We start from the raw sequence: 23,434 nt of genomic DNA, 5'->3' as shown, positions 1-23,434 counted from the left end.
CGGCCGGCAGCACCTTCGCCGACCGGGCAACTTTCAGGAATGAGGTCGATACGGGGATCGAGATGTCATCACCCACGTGTTCCCTCCCGCATGGTGGTCTTGGCTTTGAGTGGACGTTTGGTATCGCCGTCACTCTGGATAATGTCCGCTGTATCGGCAGATGCCGTCATGGCCAGACTCACATAGGGTTTCTGGCTGCTTTGTGACGCCCCGTTGATGGTTTCCATCTGAGTGGATGCACCGAGTTGATCTGCCAGGACAGCGGTACTCCACCATAAACTCGTGCCGATGACGGCAGTGCACAATGCCGTTGATGCAAAGCGTTGACCGGCTCGTCGATATGCCGAACGTTCGCGATATCTGTACTTGCCATGGCACTCACTTGTCCATTGTCAGCCGGGCCGATACAGGCACTCGCGTCAGTTTTGTGTTGTCCCGTGCCTCTTGAATGGATGCGATATACGAAAATAATGTTGCACTGCACAAAATGATTTGCTATGTTGCACTGCAACGGAGGTCAAGACGCCTTCGCTATCAACATCCTTACGGAGGTGACCCATGAGTAACGCAACATTCGATCAAGCGACTCAACAGTTCGAATCCTTGTTTTTCGGTCCGGCTCGCGCCTATGCAGCGCTGACCATTGACTATACCGAAAAGCTGCTGTCAGCCCAGTATGAGGCTGCCAAGACGTATACCGATATCGGCCTGAGCCAGACTCGCGCCGCGCTGGACATCAAGGATGCCGAAACGCTTCGCTCCTATGTCGAAGAGCAGCAAAAAGTGGCCAAGGATCTGGGCGAGCGCATGAAATCGGACGCCGAGAAAGTCGTCGCCATGAATCAGGACTTCGTCCAGCAAGGTCAGAAGCTGACGGAAGAGAACGTCAAGACGGCTTCCAAGACCGCATCCAAGGCGACCAAGTAAACCGGTCCCCGACCATTGCATGAATCGAGCCGCCGCCCAATCGGGCGGCGGTTTTGTTATGGTGATCGTCGACTGCGGGCCCAGCCCCGATGTCGCCGATAGGATGAGACGTGGTGATATCGATCTGGGGATGCTGATCTTGGACCGCAAACCGAGGGATGGCGAGACCATCGGCTTTGATCCGATATAGTGGCACGTTTGAGACAGTACAACGTACCGGCCGGGAATGGCGAACTGTTATTCGCGTGCTTTCATCAGCTCTGATTCCGCCTTGCCATTACCGTGATTTCGACGTGGCTTTCGCCGAACAGCTTGGCGGATTCGGTACAGGTGCGAGCCGGATATTGGCCTTCAGTGAAGAACTCGGCGTAGACGGCATCCATGGTCGAGATCTCGTTCAGATCGGTCAGATGGACATCGGCACGCACGATATCGGCCAATTCGCAATCTGCCTTGTGGAGCATGTATTCGACCTTACGCATCACACTGCGTGTTTCTTCGGCGATATCGCCGATGACGGTCTCGCCGCCCTGGATATCTCCTGCTGTCAGGCCCGACAGAAAGACATACTGATCGTCCAGCACCATGTGGCTGCCGGGAAACGCGGGAGACGGCAGAGTGGGATCGTTACGAAAATCGGGCATCGAACTCTCCTGTAATGGGTTAATGCGCCATGACATGGGGTTGGCTTCGGTCGGTGCCGATGATGAGGGTCCCTGTCTCCCGTGACTACAGCGTAGGAACTTCGTTCACACGGTATCACTATCGCGGACTAGGCTGTGAATCAGTTGGCCAGGTCGATGGAGGTGCAACAATGCCCCAAGCCGTGCTACTCGATATCAGCGGTGTTCTCCATGAGGATGGCATACCGTTGCCCTATGCCGTGGAAGCGGTGAGGCGCCTTCAGGAAGCCAGTATAGCGTTGCGTTTCATCACCAATACGTCACGTAAAACCGGGGCGACGGTCTATGCAGAGTTATTGCAGATGGGGTTTGAGGTGGAGCGTTCGCAGATCCACACAGCTCCCTCCGTGATAAAACGCTATATCCTGCAGCATGGGCTGCGTCCCTACCTCTTGATCCATGATGATCTGGTCCCCGAGTTCGACGATCTGGATTGTACCGCCCCCAATGCCGTCGTCGTCTGTGATGCCGAGCATCGTTTCGACTACGCCCACCTGGATGATGCGTTCCAGGTTCTGAACCAGGGAGCACCGCTGCTTGCGGTGGGAACCAACCGCTATTTCCATCAGCGTGGCGGGTTGCACCTTGATGCCGGTCCCTTCGTCAAAGCCCTGGAATATGCCGCTGATACCCAGGCGCTGGTGTTGGGCAAGCCCGCTGCCGGCTTCTTCCATGGCGTATTGGAGGAAGTCGGTATCGAGGCCAACCAGGCAATGATGGTCGGTGACGATGCCGAAGCCGATGTCGCAGCAGCTATGCAGGCGGGCCTTCAGGGTTGTCTGGTACAGACCGGAAAATACCGCGATGGTGATGAGCGGTGGGCTCCCGACTGTCGGCTGGAAAGCAGTCTGATGTCGCTGGTGGCTGCCTTGGATTGAATGTCTTGCCCCTTCCGCTTACCCGTAGATGTTCGGGGCAACTCATGTCGTCGTTTATCCATCATGCATTGACGCATGCGTATCTTCATTATTTTTCGACAATATTGTATACAGCAAATGTTGCTTATAAGTTGCATTGTAATGTTCTTTATTCCAGCCTTTATTTGTATACATAAAAACAGTCAAATGATGGATGGGTCATGAGCACAGCGCACAGCAACACCTCGGTATTCGATTTCCATGGCAAGCCACCCTTGGGTATCGCTCTACCTCTCTCCTTGCAGCATATCCTGGCCATGATCATGGGTACGGTTGCCGTTCCCATCATCGTGGCTGGCGCGGTGGGGTTGCCTCAGTCCGAACGTATGATGCTGATCCAGATATCCCTGGTCGCATCGGGACTCTCGACACTGATCCAGCTATATGGCGTCGGTAGACTCGGCGCCAGACTGCCGACCATTTTCGGGGTCGGCTTTGCTTATGTGCCGACGCTGACGGCGGTAGGAGCGCAATACGGTATCGGTGGCATTCTGGGCGCACAGGTGGTCGGTGGCATTGCCATGATTCTGTCCGGATTGTTCATTCACCGTATCCGTCACCTCTTTCCCCCTGTCGTCGCGGGTACCGTGGTCCTGGTCATTGGTCTATCGCTCTACGATGTCGCGATCAATTACATGGCCGGCGGTGTTGACAGCGACCAGTATGGCGCTCCCAGCCAATGGGCCGTTGCGATCGTGACGTTGGGTGTGGTGCTGACGATTTCGCAGTTCACTCGGGGATTCCTCAAGTTGGCGGCGATCATCTGCGGTATTGCTGTCGGTTATATACTGTCCCTGATATTGGGTATGGTCGATATCACGCCGGTGCATGACGCAGGGTGGTTCACCACACCACGTTTCGTCCCTTTCGAACTCGAGTTCCACTCTGCCGCTATCGCCTCCTTGATCGTCATCTGTGTGGTCAATTCCGTGCAGACGATAGGTGATCTCTCTGCCACGACGGTCGGCGGCATGAACCGGGAGCTGAACGCTCAGGAACTGAAGGGGGGATTATTGGGAAACGGCGTTTGCACGGCGATCGGGTCGTTGTTCGGGGCGTTGCCCACGTCGACGTTCAGTCAGAATGTCGGCATCGTTGCCATGACCAAAGCCATCAGCCGTTACGTCCTGGCCCTGGCAGCCGTGTTCATGCTTGCGGCGGGGTTGATTCCCAAATTTGGTGCCGTGATGACGACCATTCCTTACCCGGTCCTGGGTGGTGCCACGATCACGGTGTTCGGCATGATTACCATGACCGGCATCCAGTTGTTGACCAAGGACGAAATGTCGGCCCGGAACATGACGATTGCCAGTGTGTCGTTGGCGCTCTCGTTGGGTATTTATGCCGTGCCCGAGTCGGTTGAAAGGCTACCTGAGCAAGTGCAACTCATCGTGGGCGGATCGCCGATCGTGATTGCGGCATTCACGGCGTTTACATTGAATCTGTTATTGCCGAAGACGACCTTGGCCGATGAAGAGGATGAGCGCAATCAATTGGCGCAGCAAACCGACGCATCGCTTGTGGATACCGGGGCACGGCAATCCCCTTGAAAGACATCAGCCCGGTAAGCAAACCGGGCTGTTTGTCGTGTGAAGATCAGGACTTGATGCCGCCGTTGAAGCTGATCTCAAGGCTGACAGGGAGTGAGGGGTCCAGACTGACGATACGAAGCGCGTGATCGGTCATGTCCTTACACAGCTGTTCGTACTCGCTGCCGCCCTGCATTTTCAGTTCTTCCAACTGACGTTCCGCGATATTCATGCTGCCCAAGTAATTCTTGGCACTCTGGCGTAGCGCATTGCCGGTATCGCCACTGGCGATTGCATGAAACTCGTCGTCCTCGAGTCCCTGATTCTCAATGATGATATCCATGACGTCGGCTTCCTGTAATGGGTGATTGCGACACTTCCCCTTGGCGTCCCTGCTCATGGCAATATACAAACATGTCCATGGTTCATCGTAAAAGGGTCGGTATTCACCCTTGGCTGGCTTGTTGTGCCCGTAGCCAGGCGATCTCGTCGGCCCAGAGACTGGGATCGATGGTTTCCAGAATCATGGGGACATCATCGATTCGCGATTCCTGCATCAGTGCCGTGAAGCCATCCTGACCGATGTTACCCTGGCCGATACTGTGATGGCGGTCGACACGGCTGGCGAATTCGCTTTTGGCGTCATTGATGTGCATACCACAGAGATACTCGAAACCGACGGTTGCCTCGAAGTCATCAAACGTGGCCTTGCACGTTTCTGCGGTACGCATGTCATAACCGGCGGCGAATGCGTGACAGGTATCGATGCATACACCGACCCGCGGCTTGTCATCCACCTGTTCGATGATCTCGATCAAATGATCGAAATGCCAACCCAGATTGGTGCCCTGGCCGGCGGTGTTTTCGATAACCGCTGTTACTCCTCGGGTCTGTGCGAGTGCCTCGTTGATAGAGTCGGCAATCCGGCTCAGGCACTCACTGACACTGATCTTGTTAAGATGGCTGCCGGGGTGGAAGTTGAGCTGGGTCAAGCCGAGTTGTTCACAACGCTGCATCTCATCAAGAAACGCATCGCGTGACTTCTTCAACCCCTCGGCTTCGGGATGGCCGAGATTGATCAGGTAACTGTCATGCGGAAGGATTTGCTTCGGCTCGAATCCATATGCTTTGCAGGCGTTACGAAACGACTCGATTGCTTCATCCGTCAGGGGTTTGGCCTTCCACTGGCGCTGGTTCTTGGTGAACAGGGCAAAGGCATCGGCCCCAATATCGACGGCACGTTTCACCGCCTGATCCGGGCCTCCGGCAGCACTCACATGCGCGCCGAGATATTTCATGGCTTGGATTCCCTTGAGACGTAACATGAATCCATGCGACAGGGCCACATGGGTGTTGGATGCCATATTGTGCAGTGAAACGCTCTGCGATGTCTCGTCATGGTGTGGGGAGGCGGCTTTGGGTAGTTTCTCGATCCAGCTTTTGCCAGCCCATGTGTGATGCCGGACAATAGCGTAAAATGGCGATATTGACCGATTGGTCAATATTTATGACCGTAATCTGCCTAGTGGTCGGGAGAGACCGATATGATCCATTGGCGTCTCTGTTTGGTGATGAGCTTGCTGCTATGGTGGCCGTTGGTGGGGCAGGCCGAGCCGTTACGCGTTGCTGCCGCGTCCAATGTACAGTTTGCCCTGGAAGAAATAGCCGCACGCTTCGAGGCCGAAGAAGGAATCTCGGTACGCATGACCTTCGGCTCGTCGGGCAATTTCCGGCGACAGATTGCCCAGGGAGCGCCATTCGAATTGTTCATCTCCGCCGATGAGGCCTATGTCGAGGCATTGCATGATCAGGGCCTGACCCTGGATGACGGTGTGCGTTACGCGCGTGGTCGCCTGGCGTGGATACAGCGTTCGGGGAAGACGCTTCCTGATGAATCCACCCCTCTGTCGGCCATCGAAGCCGCGGTCACGGCTTACCAGAGGGACGAAGCGAGGGAGCGTATTGCACTGGCGAACCCGGAGCATGCTCCCTACGGCGTGGCTGCTCGGCAAGTGCTGGAACATGCCGGATTGTGGCAGGAGATGCAGCCACTCAAGGTAATCGGTGAAAATGTTGCCCAAGCGGCACAGTTCGCCTTGTCAGACGACTCGCGGGGCGGGCTGGTCGCCTATTCACTGGCGGTTTCACCCAATCTGGATGAACGCAGCGAGTTCGTGCCGATCTCTCGCGACTGGCATGAACCGTTGTATCAGCGCATGGTACTTCTCGATGGTGCCGGTGATGCGGCCAGGGCTTTCTATGCCTATTTGCAAGGAGACGAGGCGAGCGCGATTTTCGACGATCACGGTTTTGATCCACCCGATTCCTTGGAGGACGATTGATGGATTGGGCGGCGCTCTCCGTCTCGCTGCAGTTGGCGACGGCTACCTGTGTCTTGCTGTTGCCGCTGGCGCTGTGGCTGGGTCGAACGCTTGCCGTGACGCGGTCTCGCGGGCGTCCACTCGGTGAAGCATTGATCGCCTTGCCGTTGGTGATGCCGCCAACCGTACTTGGCTTCTATCTCATGCTGGCCTTTGGCCGCGAGGCACCATTGGGTGCTTTCTGGCACGCGATGACCGGAAGCGGTCTCAACTTTACCTTCACGGGCATTCTACTGGCCTCTCTGGTGATCAACCTACCCTTTGCCGTGCAGCCTATCCAGCGAGCCTTCGAAACCGTCCCCAGCCACCTGCGTGAAGCTGCATGGTGCAGTGGGCTCTCATGGTGGGAGACCTTTACGCGGATCGAACTGCCCTTGGTCTGGCCGGGACTGATCTCGGCCGTGGCATTGACCTTTGCGCATACACTGGGTGAGTTCGGCGTGATATTGATGGTAGGCGGATCGCTCGATGGTGAAACGCGAACCCTGTCGATTGCCATCTACGACCGGGTACAGGCTTTCGACGAGATCGGGGCGGGAATCATGTCATCGGTATTGTTGATAGTGTCGTTCGTGACCATCGGAGTGGTTTATGGCCTGGCCAGGCGCAAGGGAGGCCCAGGTGTCTGAACTCGATGTCGCCTTGTTCCAGTCGACTCCTATCCCTCTGGCAGCCAAGTTCCATTGTCAGCCGGGAGAATTATTGGCACTGGTGGGGCCGTCGGGTAGCGGTAAGACAACGTTGCTACGTACCATCGCTGGATTGTATCGGCCGACGAACGGCTGGGTTCGTTGCGCGGGCCGGGTCTGGTTCGATACCGACGACGGCTACTGTTTGACGCCCCAGCAGCGACGTGTCGGGGTGGTGTTTCAAGATTATGCGTTGTTTCCTCATTTGACGGCCTGCCAGAACGTGATGATCGCCATGGGGCATGTTCCGGTCCAGGAGCGTCGTGAGCGAGCGGTACAGTGGTTGGCGCGTGTGCGGCTGAATGGGCTCGAGGATCGCTATCCGAACACGCTTTCCGGAGGCCAGTGTCAACGGGTCGCCGTCGCTCGGGCATTGGCGAGGGATCCCTGGGTCTTGTTGCTCGACGAACCCTTCTCGGCGGTGGATCAGGTGACACGGCGACGCTTGCAACGCGAGCTGGCGTTGCTGCGCGAAACCATCGATATACCCATGGTATTGGTTACCCATGACTTGGAGGAGGCCACGGCACTGGCGGACCGGCTATGCGTGCTGCAAGCGGGGAAAACGCTACAGACCGGTCCGCCGGAAACATTGTTCCGGCGGCCCGACTCACCGCAGGTGGCTCGGCTCCTCGACAAGCACAATGTCTTCCAGGGCGACATCGTGGAGTGCGAGGGCGAACGGCATCTCGAATGGGGGCCCTATCAATTGGAGGTCCATGCCGATCTCGGCAGCTTCGCGCCGGGCGAGAGGGTGCATTGGTACGTTCCCCCATCGGATGTCATCCTTCACAGGCGTGGACGTCCCTCGCGGGGAGAGCGTGAAAACCCCGTCGAGAGTCTTGTCACCGAAGTTATCGTACTGGGGGGAATGGCGCTGGTGACCTTATCTTTTGCCCATAGCCGCGATACTCTGCGTTTCGAGATATCCACGCATGCCGCTCGACGCAACGGATTGGCCAAGGGCGAAAGCGTGGTCGTGACGCTACTCGCTGGTGGCATTCACGTGATGGCCGATACACCGATTCATGAGGAGATGTCATGACACCGCGTCGCCTGCTTGTGACTGTTCTCTGGTTGTCGTTGACTTCGGCGGTTAGCGCCGGGGAACACGCATCGAGTGACATGGCATTCGATACCGGCACGCTCACCATTGATACGGGCGAGCGTGAAGAACGGTTGAGCGTGGAACTGGCGAAAACGGGGCAGCAACGGTCGCGCGGGCTGATGGAGCGTGACCATCTGGATGACGACGCCGGCATGCTTTTCCTTTATGAGCAGGAACGTTCGTCGAGGACGAGTTTCTGGATGTATCGTACCCGGATCCCCCTGGATATTGCCTTCATTGATGGCGCTGGCGAGATTGCCGCGATGCGTCGAATGCCCCCCTGCGAGGCCGAATCCCCTGGTGGGTGTCCAACGTATGAGGCCGGGGTGGCCTATGTCGCGGCGCTGGAGGTCAACGCCGGTTATTTCGAGGAACGCGGTATCGACATCGGTGATCGTGTCGCGCTCGATGGTGAAAGTGTCGGCCGCGACGGTGAGCGTTAGGAACGTGACCCTTCGGACCGGCTGCGTTTCCCGCCCTTGAGGATGATCAGCCCCACCCCGGCGACGACGAGGCCGCCACCGGTGATCTTGTGAATCCCCAGGCCATCGTTGAGCAATACGACCCCCAGCACGACGGCGAGCACCGGTACCAGCAGCGTCATGGGAACGACCTTGTTGACCGGGTGGCGGCGTAGCAGGCCATACCAGAGACCGTAGGCCACGATCGAAGACATGATCGCGGTATAGGCAACGGCCCCCCAGCCCACCAGACCGGCAGAGGCCAGCGCTTGCCACTGATCATGTTCGAACAACCATGATCCCAAGGCGACTTGAGGGACGGCAAACAGCGCAATCCATCCCGCCAGTGCCAGGGGTGGGATCGAAGGGCCTCGCTTGATCATTAGTTGCGAGATTGCCCACCCCATGGCACTGAGCAGTAGCAGTATCAAGGGCAGTGGGGAAGGCAGCGTCGGTCCCCCCGCCAGGACGACAACGCCGGCAAATGACATGACCAGCCCCGTGAGACGGCGTGCATCCAGAACTTCCTTGAGGAAGATCACGGCCAGTAACGTGGCGAATGGGGTACCCATCTGCACCAGGATTGCGCCAGTTCCCGCTTCGGCTTGCCCCAGGCCGATGAACAGCAGAGCGAAGTGCATCGTGCCGAAGGTCACCGACAGCAACAGCAGAAACGGAAGATGATACCGAGAGACCGGATTTAAGGGGACAAGTAGCGCGGCAACCAACGTGAAGCGTAACGTCATCAGGAGTAACGGTGGAATTTCCTCCACTCCCAGTTTGATGACGATGATGTTCAGCGCCCAAAGCGCGATGACGGTCAATCCGAGTAGTAGATCACGAAGCGGCACGGTTCATCCTTGAAGAGCATTGATGCAACGCCTATAGCATATCAGTTTGTCCGCACTGATTGATGGGGTGGGCGGGACTAATGAGTTGTGATCCCATCGCGTATAAGATGAAACGCTGTTGTTGCATTCCGATACCGGCGGTAGATAGAGGCATCATGACCACCATACGCAAGGTTGCTGAACTCGCGGGCGTTTCCGTGGCGACAGTGTCGCGCACGCTGAAATCGCCGGATGTCGTCACGCCGGCGACACGCGCCAAGGTGCTCGAAGCGGTCGAGGCAGCGGGTTATGAACCCAACATGATCGCGGTGCAATTTCGCTCACGCCGGACGCGCAACCTGGTGGTACTGGTGCCGACGATTGCCAATACATTCTTTGCCCGAGTCATCAGCGGCATTCAGGAAGCGGCTCATCAGCGTGACTATCGTGTGCTGCTTTGCAATACCCTGGGGCGGGAAGACTCGGAAGAGGCATATGCACGCATGGTGACGAGACGACAGGCCGACGGTGTCATCCAGTTGAGAGCGTACAACCCTTTTTCCGGTAGCCACTTGCCCACCGGCGCGCCGCTACCGATGGTCAATGCCTGTGAGGTTCTCGATAATGCGCCCTGTCCTACCGTCAAGCTGGATAATCGTTCGGCAGCGCGATCACTCATAGAGCACCTGATCGCTCTGGGGCATCGACGTATCGGCATGATCAAAGGGCCGAGGCGAAGTCCTCTGACACGGGATCGAGTCGCCGGGTATCGGGATGCTCTCGATGCGGCGGGTATCGTTATCGATGAAACGTTGATGCTGCCGGGGGATTTTACGCCGAAATCGGGATTCGAAGCAGCCGCCTTGTTGGTCCATGGTCCGAACCGGCCAACGGCCATCTTCTGCGAAAGTGACGAGATGGCCATCGGAGCGCTTCAGCGTATCAAGCAGGCGGGGTTGTCGGTACCCGACGATATCTCGGTCGTTGGCTTCGATGATATTGCATTTGCGTCCTACAGCGATCCACCATTGACGACTATCTCCCAGCCCGCCGAAGCGTTCGGCCGAGAGGCCGTTGCCATGTTGATCGATGTGCTGGAAGACCGAATGCCCGAGACCTCCCATCTCGTACTGCCATATGAACTCGTCATCCGTGAGAGCACGACAACCATCGATGTAGCCCGGCATTGATCAACGGCGCCAGGCCGATGCGTGACCGGCCTTGAGAACTCCATGTTCAGCCCAGTCGTCTTCATCTCCAGGCTGCACGTGAGCAGCAGCCATTCAGGAGGAAGATGACACCTGGCCACTCGAGTCAGGTGTCCTGTTGCTCAACGCGAGATGGATTGGGATGACGACAGCGGGTCCGTCTTGCGCATTTCCCGGCATGCACTCAAGGCGTGCAGGGCATCGATGTTCAGCGGTAGTTGTGATGCCCACAGGATATCGCTGCGGTGATGACCGATATCTTCGAGAACATGGTCGTCGTGAGCCAACAGCGGCAGGAAGCGTTGCCGGAATTGGCGCCGGCGACGGTACATGTGCCACCAGTGCTCCAGCTTGCTGATCAATTCCAGGGGCGGCATGGCCGGCATATAGAAATCCGGTTCGGGCGGTTTCCTCGGCTTGTCAGCGACCAATTGCAATCGGCGCATCGGTTCATGTTGGCTCATTTCACACCTCCATTTGGGTAGCCGAGTCTCGAACGGCTACCGAAAACCTCGTTGTGTTGAATGGAGGGTCGCGACCTCTGGGGAACAGCATGGCCTGGGCTTATTGATCAATCAAACGAAAAGCACTACATTGTGTTTTAAGTTTTATTGAAAGGTATGAGCCATGACGACACCTGCCTCTTTCGCGGCGAATAATGCGCCTCTGCCGTTGCTGGATACCGAGGTGCTGAGGACCTTCGTCACGATTGCCGAGAGCGGTAGTTTCACCCGCGCTGCTCGCCAGGTGTTTCGAACACCATCGGCATTGAGCATGCAGATCAAGCGGTTGGAAGATACGCTCGGGCAGACGCTCTTCGTGCGCGAATCACGCCAGGTTCGCCTCACCCCGGAAGGTGAAGTATTACTCGGTTATGGGCGCCGGCTGCTCAAGCTCAATGAAGAGGCGGTGACCCAGTTTCTGGCCCCCTCCTTGGAGGGGCGTGTGGGGTTCGGTACCTCGGATGATGTCGGTACACGGATTCTGCCAAATGTACTGGCCCAGTTTGCGCGGACACATCCGGCCGTTCAGGTCGATGTGGTGGTAGGCAGTAGCGTCAACATGCTGTCGCGCCTGGATGATGGTGAGCTCGACCTGGTATTGGTCACGGCAGGGAATGTGGGGCAACCGGCGCGCGGCGAAAGAGTGCACAGTGAACCTTTGGTTTGGGTGGGGCGTGATGGGGGGTTGGCGGCCCAACGCTCGCCGCTACCGGTTGCCCTGGCTCATCATGGTTGTGCCTGGCGCGGTATGGCACTCGACGCCCTTGACCGTGCCGGTATCGATTACCGAATAGCCTATACATGCGAGCACTGTGCCGGCCAGGAGGCTGCCATGCTGGCCGATCTCGCCGTGGCTCCGTTTCCCCAGAGTCTGATCAAGGCGCCATTGCGTAAACTCGACAGGGATACATTACCACCGCTTGGTGATTATCAGCTGGAACTGGTGAAACGCGGTGGCGGTAGCCAAGCCAGTGAGGCGCTATTGGGGTACGTCTTCGAAGCATTTCGGGATATGTATGGTTGAATCTTGCCGAGCATATGACAAGGCGCGGCTGATCTATACCCTCCGGCGCAATATCACGGTGGTAAGAATGTGAGTGGAGCCACCAATAAAACATATCAGGGTGAATGCCCCCGGTTCGCCTTGCGCGATTTCCCAGAAGAAACCTCCCAAAGCGACCGTGAGTACGGCCATATAGGCGATTGCCAACGAGCGAAGTTGAATCAGCCCATGCCGTTCGTCGAGAGGTTGATCATTGCCGAGTAACTGTAGGGACTCGAAACGTTGTCCAAAGCGCATGATACCGGCATAGATCAGCATGATGATCAGCATTGCCAAGCCGATCTCGGGAGCTTCGGCTGCCAGCCAGGAAACCACGAACATCACGATTCCCAGCATCACGCTGACCAGGGGGACCACCAGGGGGCGGTGCGGAGTGTTGTCAGCGGTCGGGTGAGGAACCTTCTTCATACTGATCATCGAATACCTCCTCGACGGGCTTGCCGAAGAACCGAGCCAGGTTGAATGCCAGGGGCAGCGAAGGCACGTAACGGCCGACCTCGATGGAATTGATGGTATTACGAGAAACGCCCATGGCCTCGGCCAGGGCCGCTTGGGTCATACCATGTCGTTTGCGCAAGGCGCGAACATGATTGAACATATGACAAGTATGCTTGTCATATTCGTCATGTCAAGTTGGCTTGTCATTTTGCATGTCGGATATCGCTGCAGTGTGGCATCGCCCAGCTTGGTGGCGCTTTCATCAGAATAGATCAGGTAGGAGACATGACGCCTGTGAGGGATGACATCGATGTTCAATCGAGCCACGCCATGAGTTCACTCAATGCAGTGGATTCCCATAAGTAGGACGGGCCCGTTGTCCTGGCGCGCTGCTGGGTTTCATGCAGCAGTTCCCGGGTCGACCAACTATCGATATAGCATCGTGCATGCTCGGGGCGTTGCGACACATATCCCCACATATGCTGTACGGCATTGCATATTCCGCCTGAGGTGGGGCGTTCCAACAGTGTGGATGTCAACAGGTCGGCGAGTTCAGAGAAGTCGATCGCCTTGTCGGCGAGCTGCCGTCCCAGCTGTCTGTAGAGATTCTGATCGCGCGCGAGTATCGAGTACTTGTGCTGCCCCCATAACTGTTGGGCGCTTCGGGGGAGTGGAATCCGGGCTTCGCGAGTGCCGCTATAACGAGTCGTCAGCCAGTCAATCTGCTCGCTTACGTCGATGTGGGCGGATGCCGGCCAGCAGGACGGTAAATCGATGTTCTCACTGCCCGCCAGGCTAACCTCGCTGTCGTGTCGCAACATGATCTCATGACTGACTTGCCGCCGTCGTACGTCAGTCCAGTTACCAGCCGGGGGCGCATGTCTCGCAGAGAGTTGATCGAGCTCCAACTGCTCGGCCGCGAGGTCGGGCAGTGCCAGGTAACCGGGCGCAATGCGATGTTGAGGAGAAGAAGCCATGGGCGGCGTCCAAGGTCCCGTGAATGGTCGTGCACGCATGATAGTACGTTGCCTTCGATCGGCGAAGCCGGGACATCATGGCCGTTTTCCCGTGACCCTTCCCTTCAACGCACGTCTGTTTACAATGCGGTAGGGAATCGATGGATTCCCTATTGATACCAATAAGTACCGATCATGGATCGGGACGAACGCATTCAAGGACACGCCATGAAACATAAGCATTGTTTCTCCCGTAGCGCTGCTTGCCTGGCTGGCGCTGCACTGCTATGCACGGCTTTCAGTGTACAAGCACGTGAATATTCGGTATCCACGGTACTATCGGATGCTTTTCCCTGGGGAGAAGCCGCAGAGAAGTGGGCGGAACTGGTGGAGGAACGCTCCGACGGGGCTATCACTCTGGAGGTCTATCCCGATTCGCAGTTGGTCAATGGGGATCAGACCCGGGAGTTTTCCGCCATGCGCTCAGGATTGATCGATATGGCGGTAGGATCGACCATCAATTGGTCACCCCAGGTGCCTGAGCTCAACCTTTTCTCATTGCCTTTCCTGATGCCTGATTACGAGGCAGTCGATGCCGTCACTGGCGGTGAGGCCGGCGAAATGGTGTTCGATGCTATCGAGTCGAAAGGTGTCGTGCCGCTCGCCTGGGGGGAAAATGGTTTCCGCCAATTATCCAATTCGAATGGTCCGGTCGATGCTCCCGAGGATCTTGAGGGTCTGAAGATTCGGGTGGTTGGGTCGCCCTTGTTCCAGGATACTTTCGAAGCATTGGGGGCCAATCCCACCCAAATGAGTTGGGCGGATGCCAAACCCGCGTTGACGACGGGGGCGGTCGACGGGCAGGAGAATCCGCTGTCGGTGTTCGATGTCGCGCGCATCGATCAGGCAGAGCAGATGTATCTGACCCGCTGGGATTACATGAACGACCCCTTGATCTTTGCTGTCAGTGAGCGCGTATGGCAGGAGCTGACGGATGAGGAACGCGAACTGGTTCGACAAGCGGCGATCGATGCCGGTGAATGGGAGATCGAGAAAACCCGAGCGGAAGAGAGCGAACGCCTGGAAGCCATCAAGGATCGCGGTGTCGAGGTCGTGGAGTTGGATGAGGAGCAACGCGACGCCTTTGTTGACGCCACGGCCAGTGTATATGACGACTGGACGCCGGAAATCGGCGCAGACCTGGTCGAGAGCGCTCGCGAAGCCATCGATAACCGCTGACATGTCCACGCTATCGGCCTCGCCTCATACCGGAGGTGGGGGCCGGTACCTTTGATCGAGAAATCCATGAAACCGTCCCCTGATGCCCGTCTGGAGCGCGTTCTGGCGACCTTGTCACTCGTGATCATTGCCTTGATCAGCTTGGCCAATGTCGTGGTGCGTTATATCACCGGCGGTTCTTTTGCTTTCACCGAGGAGTTTTCCGTCTTTCTCCTGGTAGTGCTGACGTTCGCAGGTGCCTCGGTGGCCTTGCGCCGTAACGGACACATCCGCATCGGGCTGCTGGAGCGCGCATTGCCCAGGGGCCCCAAGCGTGTGTTGATAGTACTGCAATGGATAGCGGGAGCGACCGTACTGGGCCTCATTGTCTGGTTCGGCGGTTTGCTCGCCTGGCAGGAGTTCCAATGGGAGTCACGATCCCCTGGTCTCGGCCTCCCTCAATGGTGGTATATCGTCTGGTTGCCGATACTGGCGGCGTTGATGTTGCTGAGACTTACCCAGCAGGCGGTCGATCGCCTCAAGGGAAGGGAGCTCGGCGATGAGTCCTGATCTCTGGATGCTGTTGGCCTTTGTGGGATTATTGATTGCAGGGGTTCCTGTCGCCTTCTCCCTGGCGTTGTCGGGCGCGATTGGTATTCTTGCCGGCTTGCCCCCTCATATGCTGGCCACCCTGGGGACCAATACCTATAACAGCGTCGCCAAATATCCCTTGATCGCGATTCCTCTGTTCATTCTGACGGGACTGATCTTCGAAAGGGCGGGCGTGGCAAGTCGACTGGTTCAGTTTGCCCAGGCGCTGATCGGTCCCCGCCACGGCGGACTGGCGCTGGTTGCCGTCCTGGTGTGCATGATCATGGGGGGCATGAGTGGTTCTGGTCCGGCCGATGCCGCTGCCGTGGCCATGGTGATGCTGCCCAGCATGACCAAGGCTGGCTACCCTCGGCCGTTCTCGGCGACGTTGATCGCTGCATCGGCCTCGACAGCCATACTGATTCCGCCGTCCGTGGCGTTGATCCTCTATTCCATTGTGGTGCCTGGCGTCGATTTACGTGCGCTTTTCGCGGCCGGATTGTTCCCTGGTGTGCTGGCAGGTCTGGCATTGCTGGTCCCCTCCTTCTGGCTATCGCGTCGTTACCGCTGGGAAGCGCCCGAGGAAGTCGAGCGTCCGGCCTTGGGTACGAGCTTCAGACTCGCGCTGCCGGCACTCTTCGCCCCGGTTCTGATCCTTGGCGGATTACGTAGTGGCCTCTTTACGCCGACCGAAGCGGCAGTAGCGGCGGTGACCTATGGTGTCCTGATTGGCCTGTTCGTGACCCGGGAGCTGGATTGGCGTGAATTGTGGAACCTCGTGGGAGAAGCGGCGGCGATATCAGGCGTGGTCATGTTGATCATCGCGCTGGCAGGTATCTTCGCCTGGGCTGGTACGACTCTAGGCACCTTTCGTGATCTGGCTGAATGGATCATCGCTCTCTCGGACAACGGTACGCTGTTGCTGGTGCTCATCATGCTGGGTGTACTGGCCGCCGGGATGCTGTTGGATGCGATTTCCATCTATCTGATCATGATGCCGATCCTGATTCCGGTCATGCAGCATTTCGAGTGGAATCCCGTTTGGTTCGGCATACTCATGGCAATGAATATCGCCATCGGTCAGTTCACTCCACCTGTCGCCGTCAACCTGATGGTGACGACCGAAATCGCCCGGATTCGCCTGGAGCAAACCATAGGATGGGCGTTGGTGTTCGTGGCTGCGATGGCTGCCGCCCTGACGCTGGTAGCCATTTTCCCCGAGATCGCTCTGTGGCTGCCCCGTATCCTCGGTTACAACGTTAGCGGTTAGTTCCTTGGGTACCGTGGTTTTCCAATGTGGTCAGCGTTTTTTGATGCAATTCGGCCGACCTCTTGTCAAACAGGACGAAACGGACGTGTTGGAGGTGGCGGGCGTTGTCTCTCGCCTTCATGACTGTCGACAGAGCGATACGCGCAGCCTCGGCCATGGGATAACCAAAAGCGCCGGTCGACAATGAAGGGAAAGCGAGTGTCGTGATCTCATGACGTTCGGCCACCTCAATTGCATGGCGATAGCAGTCGGCCAGCAGTGTATCGGCGGGTTCATCGATCCCGTATATCGGGCCCAGGCAATGAATGACATAGCGGTTGGGTAGCTGATGGGCGCTGGTAATGACAGCCTGTCCGGGATGAATCGGCGCAAGTGGACGGCACTCCTCGGCAAGACCGGGGCCTGCGGTACGGTGTATGGCGCCAGCGACACCGCCGCCGATCTGCAGTTCGGCGTTGGCGGCGTTGACGACAGCGTCGAACCCATCCTGGCGTGCGATATCTCCCTGAATGCATTCGATCGAGAAGGGCGTTGTCATCTCGGCATCCTCCGGATATTGAGGTTGCATCTCAGCCTAGCAGGAGGAAGTGGTATCGGGGAGGGGGTGACAATATCGACTCACGTTGATCCTGGATGCCGACGTGATCAGCGCGCCTTGATGTACTCCCATCGACATGTATGACATGGGAGTCAGTTGAGGGGTACGCGAATTAACGCTCCCTAAACGTTGATTTGAGTCTAGGCTCATAGATACATGAAATGTGAATGCTCAGGGAGCAAGTGCTTGCTGGATTCGCTAAAGTAGTGGATGACGAATGAAGTAAGCTGTAATAATAGTGAGTTGTGATCCGGCTGCGGTCCTGATCGAACAGGAAAACCGTGCTGGAATAAGGGACAAACAACATCAAAGAGGTGTCTTCATGAAACGCTACGCCTTTACCACAGCCGCCTTTACCGGGGCGCTACTGGGTGCAGCCACTTTCGCTTCACCGGCGATCGCAGAGGAAGAAGAAAACTACGTCACTATCGGTACCGGCGGCCAGACCGGCGTTTATTACGTTGTCGGTCAATCGGTTTGCCGTCTGGTCAATAGAGGCAGTGATGATCACAACATCCGGTGTAATGCTCCCTCGACTGGAGGCTCAGTCGCCAATATCAACGGTATCAAATCCGGTGAGTTGGATATGGGGGTGGCGCAATCCGACGTTCAGTACCAAGCGTATAATGGAGAGGGCGAGTACGAAGATGATGCATATGAGGATCTGCGCTCCGTCTTCGCGTTGCATGGGGAACCTCTGACCCTCCTGGCACGCGCTGACTCCGGTATCGAGACTCTGGAAGACTTGGTGGACAAGCGCGTCAATATCGGTAACCCCGGTTCCGGACAACGCAATACCATGGAAGTCGTCATGGATGCGATGGGTTGGGATACCGATACGTTTGCTCGTGCCGAGCAGCTGGAAGCAGCGGAGCAGGCAGCCGCTCTGTCCGATAACAATATCGATGCCATGGTCTATGTGGTTGGCCACCCGAATGGTTCCATCGAGGAAGCAACGACCACTGTCGATTCACGGTTGATCCCCATCGAAGGCGGGGAAATCGATGAGTTGGTCGATGAATACCCATATTACACTTATACCACCATTCCTGGCGGACTCTACGAAGGCAATGATGAAGATGTCACTACCTTTGGCGTGTCGGCCACCATGGTTTCCAGTGCCGATGTGGATGACGACCTGGTCTATGAAGTTGTCAAGACATTGTTCGAGAATTTCGACCGCTTCAAGCAACTGCACCCGGCATTCGAGAATCTCGATGAAGAAGAAATGATCTCCGAGGGTCTGTCAGCGCCGCTTCATGAGGGAGCCAAGCGTTACTATGAAGAACGCGGCTGGCTGGATGAAGAGTGATCGTCGGCCTTGTCGAGTGACCGATACGATGTGAAATGGATGCGCGGCCCTTCCCTTGGGCCGCGCATTCGGTTTTGGGTACCCGTTACATTACGGGTATGGAGAATAATGTGGACATGAGCAGGTAGCGTGCACGAGCGAATTTCTTGATATTCCAACAAGTTGGCTGACTGTAGCAGGGCATCCCATGGCTGATGACAAGAAGACATCTCCGGCATCGGACGAAGAACTCGAAGAACTGGTGGCGTCGACGGACAGCGGGGCGCGTAAACCGTTGGGAACACCAGGCAAGATATTGATAGGTGTAGCGGCAGCTTGGTCACTGTTTCAATTGTGGATTGCTTCTCCACTGCCTTTCGTGACCGGGTTCGGGTCATTCAATGCTACTGAGGCACGCTCCATTCATCTGGCGTTCGCGTTATTCCTTGCCTATACGGCCTATCCGGCTTTGAAACGCTCGCCCAGAGACCACATCCCCGTTCAGGACTGGATTCTGGCACTGATGGCTTCGTTCTGCGCTGCCTACATTTGCCTGTTTTACTCTCAATTGGCGGAACGCCCGGGTGCACCGATCACCATAGATGTCGTTATCGGGGTGATGGGCATGTTGTTATTGCTTGAAGCAACACGACGTGCCTTGGGACCGCCTTTGATGATTATCGCGTCAATCTTCATCGTATATTCGTTGGCGGGCCCCTACATGCCAGGCATCCTGGCGCATGGCGGTGTCAGTTTCTCGGGATTGATCAACCACCAGTGGCTGACCACACAGGGGGTATTCGGAATCGCACTGGGAGTCTCGACCAGCTTCGTGTTCCTGTTCGTGCTGTTCGGCGCCTTGCTGGACAAAGCGGGCGCAGGCAATTATTTCATCAAGGTGGCTTTCTCGCTATTGGGACATTACAAGGGGGGGCCTGCCAAGGCCGCCGTTGTCGCTTCGGGCATGACCGGGGTGATTTCTGGATCGTCCATTGCCAATGTCGTGACCACCGGAACCTTTACGATACCGATGATGAAACGTGTGGGGTTTACGGCGGAAAAGGCCGGAGCGGTGGAAGTGGCTTCCTCGGTAAATGGTCAGATCATGCCACCGGTCATGGGGGCAGCTGCTTTCCTGATGGTGGAATACATTGGTATTCCCTATATCGAGGTCATCAAACACGCCTTTCTCCCCGCGCTGATTTCGTACATTGCACTCATCTATATCGTTCATCTTGAGGCCATGAAAGCTGGCATGCGAGGGTTGCCCACGAGCAATCCTCCCAAGCCCCTGGTCAGAAAAGTCGTTGGCTTCCTGGCCGGACTGTTGATGCTGATGGGATTATCCTTCGCCGTCTATTATGGCCTCGGTTGGCTGAAACCGGTCCTTGGGGATGCTGCCGTCGTGGTAGTGGGGATACTGTTGCTGGCCGTCTATATTGCGTTGCTCAAGTTGGGGGCTGGCTACCCCGAACTTGAAATGGACGATCCAGACTCGGAAGTGGTATCGCTTCCACAGACAAAGCCCACGGTGATGGTTGGACTGCATTACATCCTGCCTGTCGTGGTGCTGGTATGGTGTTTGATGGTCGAGCGGTTGTCACCGGGGCTGTCGGCATTCTGGGCGACGGTCTTCATGATCTTCATTATTGTCACTCAGCGGCCTGTTACCGCCTTGTTTCGGAACCGTAGCCGACCGGCAGAGGATATCAAGGAGGGGCTGCTGGATCTCTGGAACGGCCTGGTAACCGGCGCCCGCAACATGATCGGTATCGGTATTGCAACGGCGACAGCGGGGATCATCGTCGGCGCAGTCTCCCAGACCGGCGTCGGGCTCGTACTGGCGGATGTGGTCGAAACCCTGGCCATGGGCAATCTGTTGTTGATCCTGCTGTTTACTGCGGTGCTGAGCCTGATCCTGGGCATGGGGTTGCCGACCACGGCCAACTACATCGTGGTCTCGGCACTGCTGGCCCCTGTCGTCGTCCAGCTCGGTGAGCAGAACGGTTTGCTGGTACCATTGATCGCCGTTCACTTGTTCGTGTTCTATTTCGGCATCATGGCGGATGTCACTCCACCGGTGGGCCTTGCCTCGTTTGCGGCCGCGGCCGTATCTGGAGGAGAGCCCTTGCGCACGGGGTTCCAGGCGTTCTACTACAGTCTGCGTACGGCAGCACTGCCCTTCCTGTTCATCTTCAACAATGACCTGTTGCTGATCGATGTGTCGCTCTTCGAAGGCGTGCTGGTCTTCATAATCGCGACCATTGCGATGTTGATTTTTGCAGCTGCCACACAGGGGTTCTTTCTGGCACGCAACCGTTGGTACGAAAGCCTGTTGCTGTTGTTGGTTGCTTTTACGCTGTTCCGGCCGGGGTTCTGGATGGACAGAATTCATGACCCCTATGAAACGATGCCGGGGAGCGAGTTCGTCGAAGCGCTGGAACAGGTCGACGAAGACAGCAATCTGCGCGTCAGAATTGCCGGTGAGGATGATTTTGGCGCACCGATGGAGACGTATCTACTGGTCCCGGTTCCCGAGGGCGATACCGGTGAAGAACGGCTTGAAAATCTGGGATTGGAGCTGTTGAACGAGGACGGTCGTACGATCGTGGATATGATCCAGTATGGTAGTGAAGCCGAAGATCTTGGCTTCGATTTCGACCAGGAGATCATGCAGGTACAGGCTCCTGTGGATACCTGGCCCAAGGAGCTGATGTGGATTCCGGCATTTCTGGTCTTTGGAGGTATCGTACTCTTGCAGCTTCGCCGACGGGATGCCAGCGGCGAACCCGCAACGGCATCATGACTCGAGCGGTGTTCTTAACGAGAGGAACGCAACATGTACCACAAGATTCTGTTGCCGGTGGACCTCAATGAAGAGGCCTCCTGGAACAAAGCGTTACCGACGGCATTGACATTGTGCCGCACCTTCTCGGCTTCGCTGCATATCGTTACCGTGATACCGGACTATCGCTTACCGATGGTAGGCTCATATTTTCCCGAAGACTTTGCCAAGAATGCGCGTGACGCCGTTATCGAGGCACAGAAAGAGTTCGTGAAGGCACATGTCCCCGAGGATATCACGGTCAAGAACTCGGTCGTTGATGGCTCCCCTTGGGAGGCCATTGTCAAGTCGTCAAAGAAACTCGATACCGATTTGATCGTGATGGCTTCACATACCAAGCGCAAGTTCGCTGACTATGTACTCGGGCCGAACGCGGAACATGTCGTGCATCATGCCAAGGCATCCGTCATGATCGTGCGATAACGGGGCAATTCGCTGGCTAGTCGCATTTGTTCGACGCTATGCTGGGGCACGGTGTCGCCCAAATCACTAGCCAGGAATTGCAAGGATGACAGAAACGGCTCCAGTTGTTTCAGCCCTATACCGCTATCCCGTCAAATCGACAGCCGGAGAAGCATTGGCCCGCACTCAGGTCGGTGAGGAGGGGGTCGTTGGTGATCGACGTTACATGGTCGTGAAACCCGACGGCACCTTCGTCACCGCTCGTACTCACCCTCATCTGCAACGGGTGAGAGTGACATTGCAGCCTGCTGGTCTGGTGCTCAGTCACCCTGAATTATCTTCCCTGTCCGTGGCGCATGACGCTTTCGAGCAAGCACGTTTCACAACCCAGGTATGGAGTGATGCCGTCAATGCCCTGACGACGACAGACCGAGCGGACGAATGGGTGAGTCAAGCACTGGGCGAACCGGTCAGATTGTTGTGGTTGGGTGAACGTTCACCGCGTTACCGTCAGGCCATCGGCAAACGGGTCAGTTTTGCCGATGGGTATCCGATGATGATGATCGGAGAGTCGTCCCTTGATGAACTCAACTCACGATTATCCACACCACAACAGATGTCACAGTTTCGTCCCAATCTGGTCGTCACTGGAACATTACCTTATGCCGAAGATAACTGGCACCGGATTCGGATCGGGCAGCTCGAACTGGCAGTGGACAAGCCTTGTTCTCGGTGCGTGATGGTGACCGTCGATCCGGCGACCGGTCGCTTCCTGCCTGATCGAGAGCCGCTGCGCACCTTGGCCTCATATCGACGTGGAGTTGATGGCAAGATTCTCTTCGGGCAGAACCTGGTCGTACTGACACCGGGGGAAGTGGCAGTGGGCGATACGGTAGAGGTGCTGGCATAAACGGGCCGGGCGCGACCCAACGACAAGATAATATCGATGGTGGGCATCGTTGCAACGATGGGAGAACGGAAATGGAGCACGTACGCCAAGCTTGCTGCCTTTGCGGGCTGATTCTATCGAGTCTGATGATTTCGACGGGTCACGCGCAAACCAACCCTGACGAGGCCGATAGGGAGGATGTCTCCCGGCAGATTGAACACCAGCTCGATCTATGCATGGAAGAGGGTGACTGGACGGCAGATGCCATGCGCGAATGTGCGAGTAAGGCCTCTGATGAGTGGGAAGACGAGCTGGACGCCTTGAGGGGGCGCCTTTCTCGGGCCTTGGCAGGCGATGCCAGGGATGCGTTTGATGCATCGCAGGAGGCTTGGGAAGCGAGCCGCGACGCCGAATTCCGTTTCATCTCTGCTTACCATGAAGAACTTCGGAAAGCGGAACTGGGGCAGGGCGATCTGCTGTCCGTATCGGAGATCATGAGTCGCAATACCGTGCTCAAGGATAGAGCGGCGCAGCTACAGCGTTACCTTGACGGCCTGGAGGAGGTACGTGAATGAGCCGTTTTGGAACAAGACACTGACCCGTGATCAGAGATCGCGTAACCTTGCCTTTATTATGT

27 protein-coding genes are annotated in these 23,434 nt (G+C 56.8%); 17 read left to right on the top strand and 10 right to left on the bottom strand.

Features of this window, described 5'->3' with window-relative positions; all coding sequences use genetic code 11:
* Nucleotides 1-68: 68 nt before the first annotated feature.
* A complete protein-coding gene (locus tag BLW01_RS18440; protein WP_175529747.1) occupies nucleotides 69-227 on the bottom strand; it encodes a hypothetical protein in 159 nt (52 codons plus the stop codon).
* 331 nt (nucleotides 228-558) lie between these two features.
* On the opposite strand from BLW01_RS18440, the gene BLW01_RS02890 reads away from it, so the two are divergent.
* Nucleotides 559-927 (top strand): phasin family protein, encoded by a 369-nt coding sequence (locus BLW01_RS02890; protein WP_092567975.1) that lies wholly within the window; start codon nucleotides 559-561, stop codon nucleotides 925-927.
* A gap of 254 nt (nucleotides 928-1,181) precedes the next feature.
* On the opposite strand, the gene BLW01_RS02885 is transcribed toward BLW01_RS02890, so the two are convergent.
* Complete coding sequence (locus BLW01_RS02885) at nucleotides 1,182-1,571, bottom strand: RidA family protein (RefSeq protein ID WP_092567974.1); 390 nt, start codon at nucleotides 1,569-1,571, stop codon at nucleotides 1,182-1,184.
* 170 nt (nucleotides 1,572-1,741) lie between these two features.
* On the opposite strand from BLW01_RS02885, the gene BLW01_RS02880 reads away from it, so the two are divergent.
* Together BLW01_RS02880 and BLW01_RS02875 are read left to right on the top strand one after the other, a co-directional pair.
* Complete coding sequence (locus BLW01_RS02880) at nucleotides 1,742-2,488, top strand: TIGR01458 family HAD-type hydrolase (protein ID WP_092567973.1); 747 nt, start codon at nucleotides 1,742-1,744, stop codon at nucleotides 2,486-2,488.
* A gap of 200 nt (nucleotides 2,489-2,688) precedes the next feature.
* A complete protein-coding gene (locus BLW01_RS02875; protein WP_092567972.1) occupies nucleotides 2,689-4,077 on the top strand; it encodes a uracil-xanthine permease family protein in 1,389 nt (462 codons plus the stop codon).
* Between the two features lie 46 nt (nucleotides 4,078-4,123).
* Here BLW01_RS02875 and BLW01_RS02870 read toward each other — a convergent pair whose 3' ends face one another.
* Both BLW01_RS02870 and nfo read right to left on the bottom strand, forming a co-directional pair.
* Nucleotides 4,124-4,399: a hypothetical protein gene (locus BLW01_RS02870; protein ID WP_092567971.1), complete on the bottom strand. Its 276-nt coding sequence runs from the start codon at nucleotides 4,397-4,399 to the stop codon at nucleotides 4,124-4,126.
* Nucleotides 4,400-4,502: 103 nt separating this feature from the next.
* Nucleotides 4,503-5,354, bottom strand: coding sequence for a deoxyribonuclease IV (gene nfo, locus BLW01_RS02865; RefSeq protein WP_092568096.1), 852 nt, complete (start codon nucleotides 5,352-5,354; stop codon nucleotides 4,503-4,505).
* A 246-nt stretch (nucleotides 5,355-5,600) separates the two neighbouring features.
* On the opposite strand from nfo, the gene modA reads away from it, so the two are divergent.
* Genes modA through BLW01_RS02845 form a run of 4 tightly spaced genes read left to right on the top strand, consistent with a single transcriptional unit; the run spans nucleotide 5,601 to nucleotide 8,677 of the window.
* Nucleotides 5,601-6,398, top strand: a complete 798-nt coding sequence (gene modA / locus BLW01_RS02860; RefSeq protein WP_175529746.1) for a molybdate ABC transporter substrate-binding protein — start codon at nucleotides 5,601-5,603, stop codon at nucleotides 6,396-6,398.
* Nucleotides 6,398-7,066 (top strand): molybdate ABC transporter permease subunit, encoded by a 669-nt coding sequence (modB, locus tag BLW01_RS02855; RefSeq protein ID WP_092567970.1) that lies wholly within the window; start codon nucleotides 6,398-6,400, stop codon nucleotides 7,064-7,066. The genes modA and modB overlap by 1 nt, the downstream gene beginning before the upstream one ends.
* On the top strand, nucleotides 7,059-8,171 hold the full coding sequence (locus BLW01_RS02850; protein WP_229806327.1) for an ABC transporter ATP-binding protein: 1,113 nt from the start codon (nucleotides 7,059-7,061) through the stop codon (nucleotides 8,169-8,171). The genes modB and BLW01_RS02850 overlap by 8 nt, the downstream gene beginning before the upstream one ends.
* Entirely contained in the window at nucleotides 8,168-8,677 is a 510-nt protein-coding gene (locus tag BLW01_RS02845) for a DUF192 domain-containing protein (protein WP_092567968.1), read from the top strand. The genes BLW01_RS02850 and BLW01_RS02845 overlap by 4 nt, the downstream gene beginning before the upstream one ends.
* Here the strand turns inward: BLW01_RS02845 and BLW01_RS02840 are convergent.
* Nucleotides 8,674-9,546 carry a DMT family transporter gene (locus BLW01_RS02840; RefSeq protein ID WP_092567967.1) on the bottom strand — a complete coding sequence of 291 codons (873 nt, stop codon included), beginning with the start codon at nucleotides 9,544-9,546 and terminating at the stop codon, nucleotides 8,674-8,676. The two genes, BLW01_RS02845 and BLW01_RS02840, sit on opposite strands and share 4 nt — an antisense overlap.
* Nucleotides 9,547-9,701: 155 nt before the next feature.
* Between BLW01_RS02840 and BLW01_RS02835 the strand changes: the two genes are divergently transcribed.
* Nucleotides 9,702-10,715, top strand: coding sequence for a LacI family DNA-binding transcriptional regulator (locus tag BLW01_RS02835; protein ID WP_092567966.1), 1,014 nt, complete (start codon nucleotides 9,702-9,704; stop codon nucleotides 10,713-10,715).
* 140 nt (nucleotides 10,716-10,855) lie between these two features.
* On the opposite strand, the gene BLW01_RS02830 is transcribed toward BLW01_RS02835, so the two are convergent.
* Nucleotides 10,856-11,197, bottom strand: coding sequence for a DUF1127 domain-containing protein (locus tag BLW01_RS02830; protein ID WP_092567965.1), 342 nt, complete (start codon nucleotides 11,195-11,197; stop codon nucleotides 10,856-10,858).
* Nucleotides 11,198-11,360: 163 nt separating this feature from the next.
* Here BLW01_RS02830 and BLW01_RS02825 point away from each other — a divergent pair, with 163 nt between their 5' ends.
* Nucleotides 11,361-12,260, top strand: coding sequence for a LysR substrate-binding domain-containing protein (locus tag BLW01_RS02825; protein WP_092567964.1), 900 nt, complete (start codon nucleotides 11,361-11,363; stop codon nucleotides 12,258-12,260).
* 33 nt (nucleotides 12,261-12,293) lie between these two features.
* Here the strand turns inward: BLW01_RS02825 and BLW01_RS02820 are convergent, their stop codons facing one another.
* From BLW01_RS02820 to BLW01_RS02810, 3 genes are all read right to left on the bottom strand, one after another.
* The gene (locus tag BLW01_RS02820) at nucleotides 12,294-12,716 is read right to left on the bottom strand and encodes a hypothetical protein (protein WP_092567963.1); all 423 of its coding nucleotides are present in this window, start codon (nucleotides 12,714-12,716) and stop codon (nucleotides 12,294-12,296) included.
* The gene (locus tag BLW01_RS02815; RefSeq protein WP_092567962.1) at nucleotides 12,679-12,897 is read right to left on the bottom strand and encodes a helix-turn-helix transcriptional regulator; all 219 of its coding nucleotides are present in this window, start codon (nucleotides 12,895-12,897) and stop codon (nucleotides 12,679-12,681) included. Before BLW01_RS02815 ends, BLW01_RS02820 begins: the two co-directional genes overlap by 38 nt.
* 154 nt (nucleotides 12,898-13,051) lie before the next feature.
* A complete protein-coding gene (locus BLW01_RS02810; RefSeq protein WP_175529745.1) occupies nucleotides 13,052-13,714 on the bottom strand; it encodes a DUF1722 domain-containing protein in 663 nt (220 codons plus the stop codon).
* A 207-nt stretch (nucleotides 13,715-13,921) separates the two neighbouring features.
* Between BLW01_RS02810 and BLW01_RS02805 the strand changes: the two genes are divergently transcribed.
* The 3 genes from BLW01_RS02805 (at nucleotide 13,922) to BLW01_RS02795 (ending at nucleotide 16,772) form a co-directional block, all read left to right on the top strand.
* A complete protein-coding gene (locus BLW01_RS02805) occupies nucleotides 13,922-14,932 on the top strand; it encodes a DctP family TRAP transporter solute-binding subunit (protein WP_092568094.1) in 1,011 nt (336 codons plus the stop codon).
* Between the two features lie 66 nt (nucleotides 14,933-14,998).
* A complete protein-coding gene (locus BLW01_RS02800) occupies nucleotides 14,999-15,481 on the top strand; it encodes a TRAP transporter small permease (RefSeq protein ID WP_092567960.1) in 483 nt (160 codons plus the stop codon).
* On the top strand, nucleotides 15,471-16,772 hold the full coding sequence (locus tag BLW01_RS02795; protein WP_092567959.1) for a TRAP transporter large permease: 1,302 nt from the start codon (nucleotides 15,471-15,473) through the stop codon (nucleotides 16,770-16,772). The genes BLW01_RS02800 and BLW01_RS02795 overlap by 11 nt, the downstream gene beginning before the upstream one ends.
* On the opposite strand, the gene BLW01_RS02790 is transcribed toward BLW01_RS02795, so the two are convergent.
* The gene (locus BLW01_RS02790; RefSeq protein WP_092567958.1) at nucleotides 16,762-17,310 is read right to left on the bottom strand and encodes a macro domain-containing protein; all 549 of its coding nucleotides are present in this window, start codon (nucleotides 17,308-17,310) and stop codon (nucleotides 16,762-16,764) included. The genes BLW01_RS02795 and BLW01_RS02790 overlap by 11 nt on opposite strands.
* A 382-nt stretch (nucleotides 17,311-17,692) precedes the next feature.
* Between BLW01_RS02790 and BLW01_RS02785 the strand changes: the two genes are divergently transcribed.
* The 5 genes from BLW01_RS02785 to BLW01_RS02765 all read left to right on the top strand — a co-directional run bounded on the left by BLW01_RS02785 (nucleotide 17,693) and on the right by BLW01_RS02765 (nucleotide 23,372).
* A complete protein-coding gene (locus tag BLW01_RS02785) occupies nucleotides 17,693-18,682 on the top strand; it encodes a TAXI family TRAP transporter solute-binding subunit (RefSeq protein WP_092567957.1) in 990 nt (329 codons plus the stop codon).
* A 187-nt stretch (nucleotides 18,683-18,869) separates the two neighbouring features.
* The gene (locus BLW01_RS02780; RefSeq protein WP_092567956.1) at nucleotides 18,870-21,467 is read left to right on the top strand and encodes a TRAP transporter permease; all 2,598 of its coding nucleotides are present in this window, start codon (nucleotides 18,870-18,872) and stop codon (nucleotides 21,465-21,467) included.
* 33 nt (nucleotides 21,468-21,500) lie between these two features.
* The gene (locus tag BLW01_RS02775) at nucleotides 21,501-21,929 is read left to right on the top strand and encodes a universal stress protein (protein ID WP_092567955.1); all 429 of its coding nucleotides are present in this window, start codon (nucleotides 21,501-21,503) and stop codon (nucleotides 21,927-21,929) included.
* 85 nt (nucleotides 21,930-22,014) lie between these two features.
* On the top strand, nucleotides 22,015-22,818 hold the full coding sequence (locus BLW01_RS02770; RefSeq protein WP_092567954.1) for an MOSC domain-containing protein: 804 nt from the start codon (nucleotides 22,015-22,017) through the stop codon (nucleotides 22,816-22,818).
* A 71-nt stretch (nucleotides 22,819-22,889) separates the two neighbouring features.
* Complete coding sequence (locus BLW01_RS02765) at nucleotides 22,890-23,372, top strand: lysozyme inhibitor LprI family protein (RefSeq protein ID WP_092567953.1); 483 nt, start codon at nucleotides 22,890-22,892, stop codon at nucleotides 23,370-23,372.
* Nucleotides 23,373-23,434 lie beyond the last annotated feature (62 nt).

Origin of the sequence: Aidingimonas halophila, from assembly GCF_900106955.1 — a bacterium.
Taxonomy (GTDB): domain Bacteria; phylum Pseudomonadota; class Gammaproteobacteria; order Pseudomonadales; family Halomonadaceae; genus Aidingimonas; species Aidingimonas halophila.
This window is presented reverse-complemented; position numbering and strand designations above follow the sequence as displayed.

Bases quoted from the DNA above. Each gene is read 5' to 3' on its own strand.
- BLW01_RS18440 (WP_175529747.1), bottom strand. From the start codon at position 227: ATGGAAACCATCAACGGGGCGTCACAAAGCAGCCAGAAACCCTATGTG.
- BLW01_RS02890 (WP_092567975.1), top strand. From the start codon at position 559: ATGAGTAACGCAACATTCGATCAAGCGACTCAACAGTTCGAATCCTTG.
- BLW01_RS02885 (WP_092567974.1), bottom strand. From the start codon at position 1,571: ATGCCCGATTTTCGTAACGATCCCACTCTGCCGTCTCCCGCGTTTCCC.
- BLW01_RS02880 (WP_092567973.1), top strand. From the start codon at position 1,742: ATGCCCCAAGCCGTGCTACTCGATATCAGCGGTGTTCTCCATGAGGAT.
- BLW01_RS02875 (WP_092567972.1), top strand. From the start codon at position 2,689: ATGAGCACAGCGCACAGCAACACCTCGGTATTCGATTTCCATGGCAAG.
- BLW01_RS02870 (WP_092567971.1), bottom strand. From the start codon at position 4,399: ATGGATATCATCATTGAGAATCAGGGACTCGAGGACGACGAGTTTCAT.
- nfo (WP_092568096.1), bottom strand. From the start codon at position 5,354: ATGAAATATCTCGGCGCGCATGTGAGTGCTGCCGGAGGCCCGGATCAG.
- modA (WP_175529746.1), top strand. From the start codon at position 5,601: ATGATCCATTGGCGTCTCTGTTTGGTGATGAGCTTGCTGCTATGGTGG.
- modB (WP_092567970.1), top strand. From the start codon at position 6,398: ATGGATTGGGCGGCGCTCTCCGTCTCGCTGCAGTTGGCGACGGCTACC.
- BLW01_RS02845 (WP_092567968.1), top strand. From the start codon at position 8,168: ATGACACCGCGTCGCCTGCTTGTGACTGTTCTCTGGTTGTCGTTGACT.
- BLW01_RS02835 (WP_092567966.1), top strand. From the start codon at position 9,702: ATGACCACCATACGCAAGGTTGCTGAACTCGCGGGCGTTTCCGTGGCG.
- BLW01_RS02830 (WP_092567965.1), bottom strand. From the start codon at position 11,197: ATGAGCCAACATGAACCGATGCGCCGATTGCAATTGGTCGCTGACAAG.
- BLW01_RS02825 (WP_092567964.1), top strand. From the start codon at position 11,361: ATGACGACACCTGCCTCTTTCGCGGCGAATAATGCGCCTCTGCCGTTG.
- BLW01_RS02820 (WP_092567963.1), bottom strand. From the start codon at position 12,716: ATGATCAGTATGAAGAAGGTTCCTCACCCGACCGCTGACAACACTCCG.
- BLW01_RS02815 (WP_092567962.1), bottom strand. From the start codon at position 12,897: ATGTTCAATCATGTTCGCGCCTTGCGCAAACGACATGGTATGACCCAA.
- BLW01_RS02810 (WP_175529745.1), bottom strand. From the start codon at position 13,714: ATGGCTTCTTCTCCTCAACATCGCATTGCGCCCGGTTACCTGGCACTG.
- BLW01_RS02805 (WP_092568094.1), top strand. From the start codon at position 13,922: ATGAAACATAAGCATTGTTTCTCCCGTAGCGCTGCTTGCCTGGCTGGC.
- BLW01_RS02800 (WP_092567960.1), top strand. From the start codon at position 14,999: ATGAAACCGTCCCCTGATGCCCGTCTGGAGCGCGTTCTGGCGACCTTG.
- BLW01_RS02795 (WP_092567959.1), top strand. From the start codon at position 15,471: ATGAGTCCTGATCTCTGGATGCTGTTGGCCTTTGTGGGATTATTGATT.
- BLW01_RS02790 (WP_092567958.1), bottom strand. From the start codon at position 17,310: ATGACAACGCCCTTCTCGATCGAATGCATTCAGGGAGATATCGCACGC.
- BLW01_RS02785 (WP_092567957.1), top strand. From the start codon at position 17,693: ATGAAACGCTACGCCTTTACCACAGCCGCCTTTACCGGGGCGCTACTG.
- BLW01_RS02780 (WP_092567956.1), top strand. From the start codon at position 18,870: ATGGCTGATGACAAGAAGACATCTCCGGCATCGGACGAAGAACTCGAA.
- BLW01_RS02775 (WP_092567955.1), top strand. From the start codon at position 21,501: ATGTACCACAAGATTCTGTTGCCGGTGGACCTCAATGAAGAGGCCTCC.
- BLW01_RS02770 (WP_092567954.1), top strand. From the start codon at position 22,015: ATGACAGAAACGGCTCCAGTTGTTTCAGCCCTATACCGCTATCCCGTC.
- BLW01_RS02765 (WP_092567953.1), top strand. From the start codon at position 22,890: ATGGAGCACGTACGCCAAGCTTGCTGCCTTTGCGGGCTGATTCTATCG.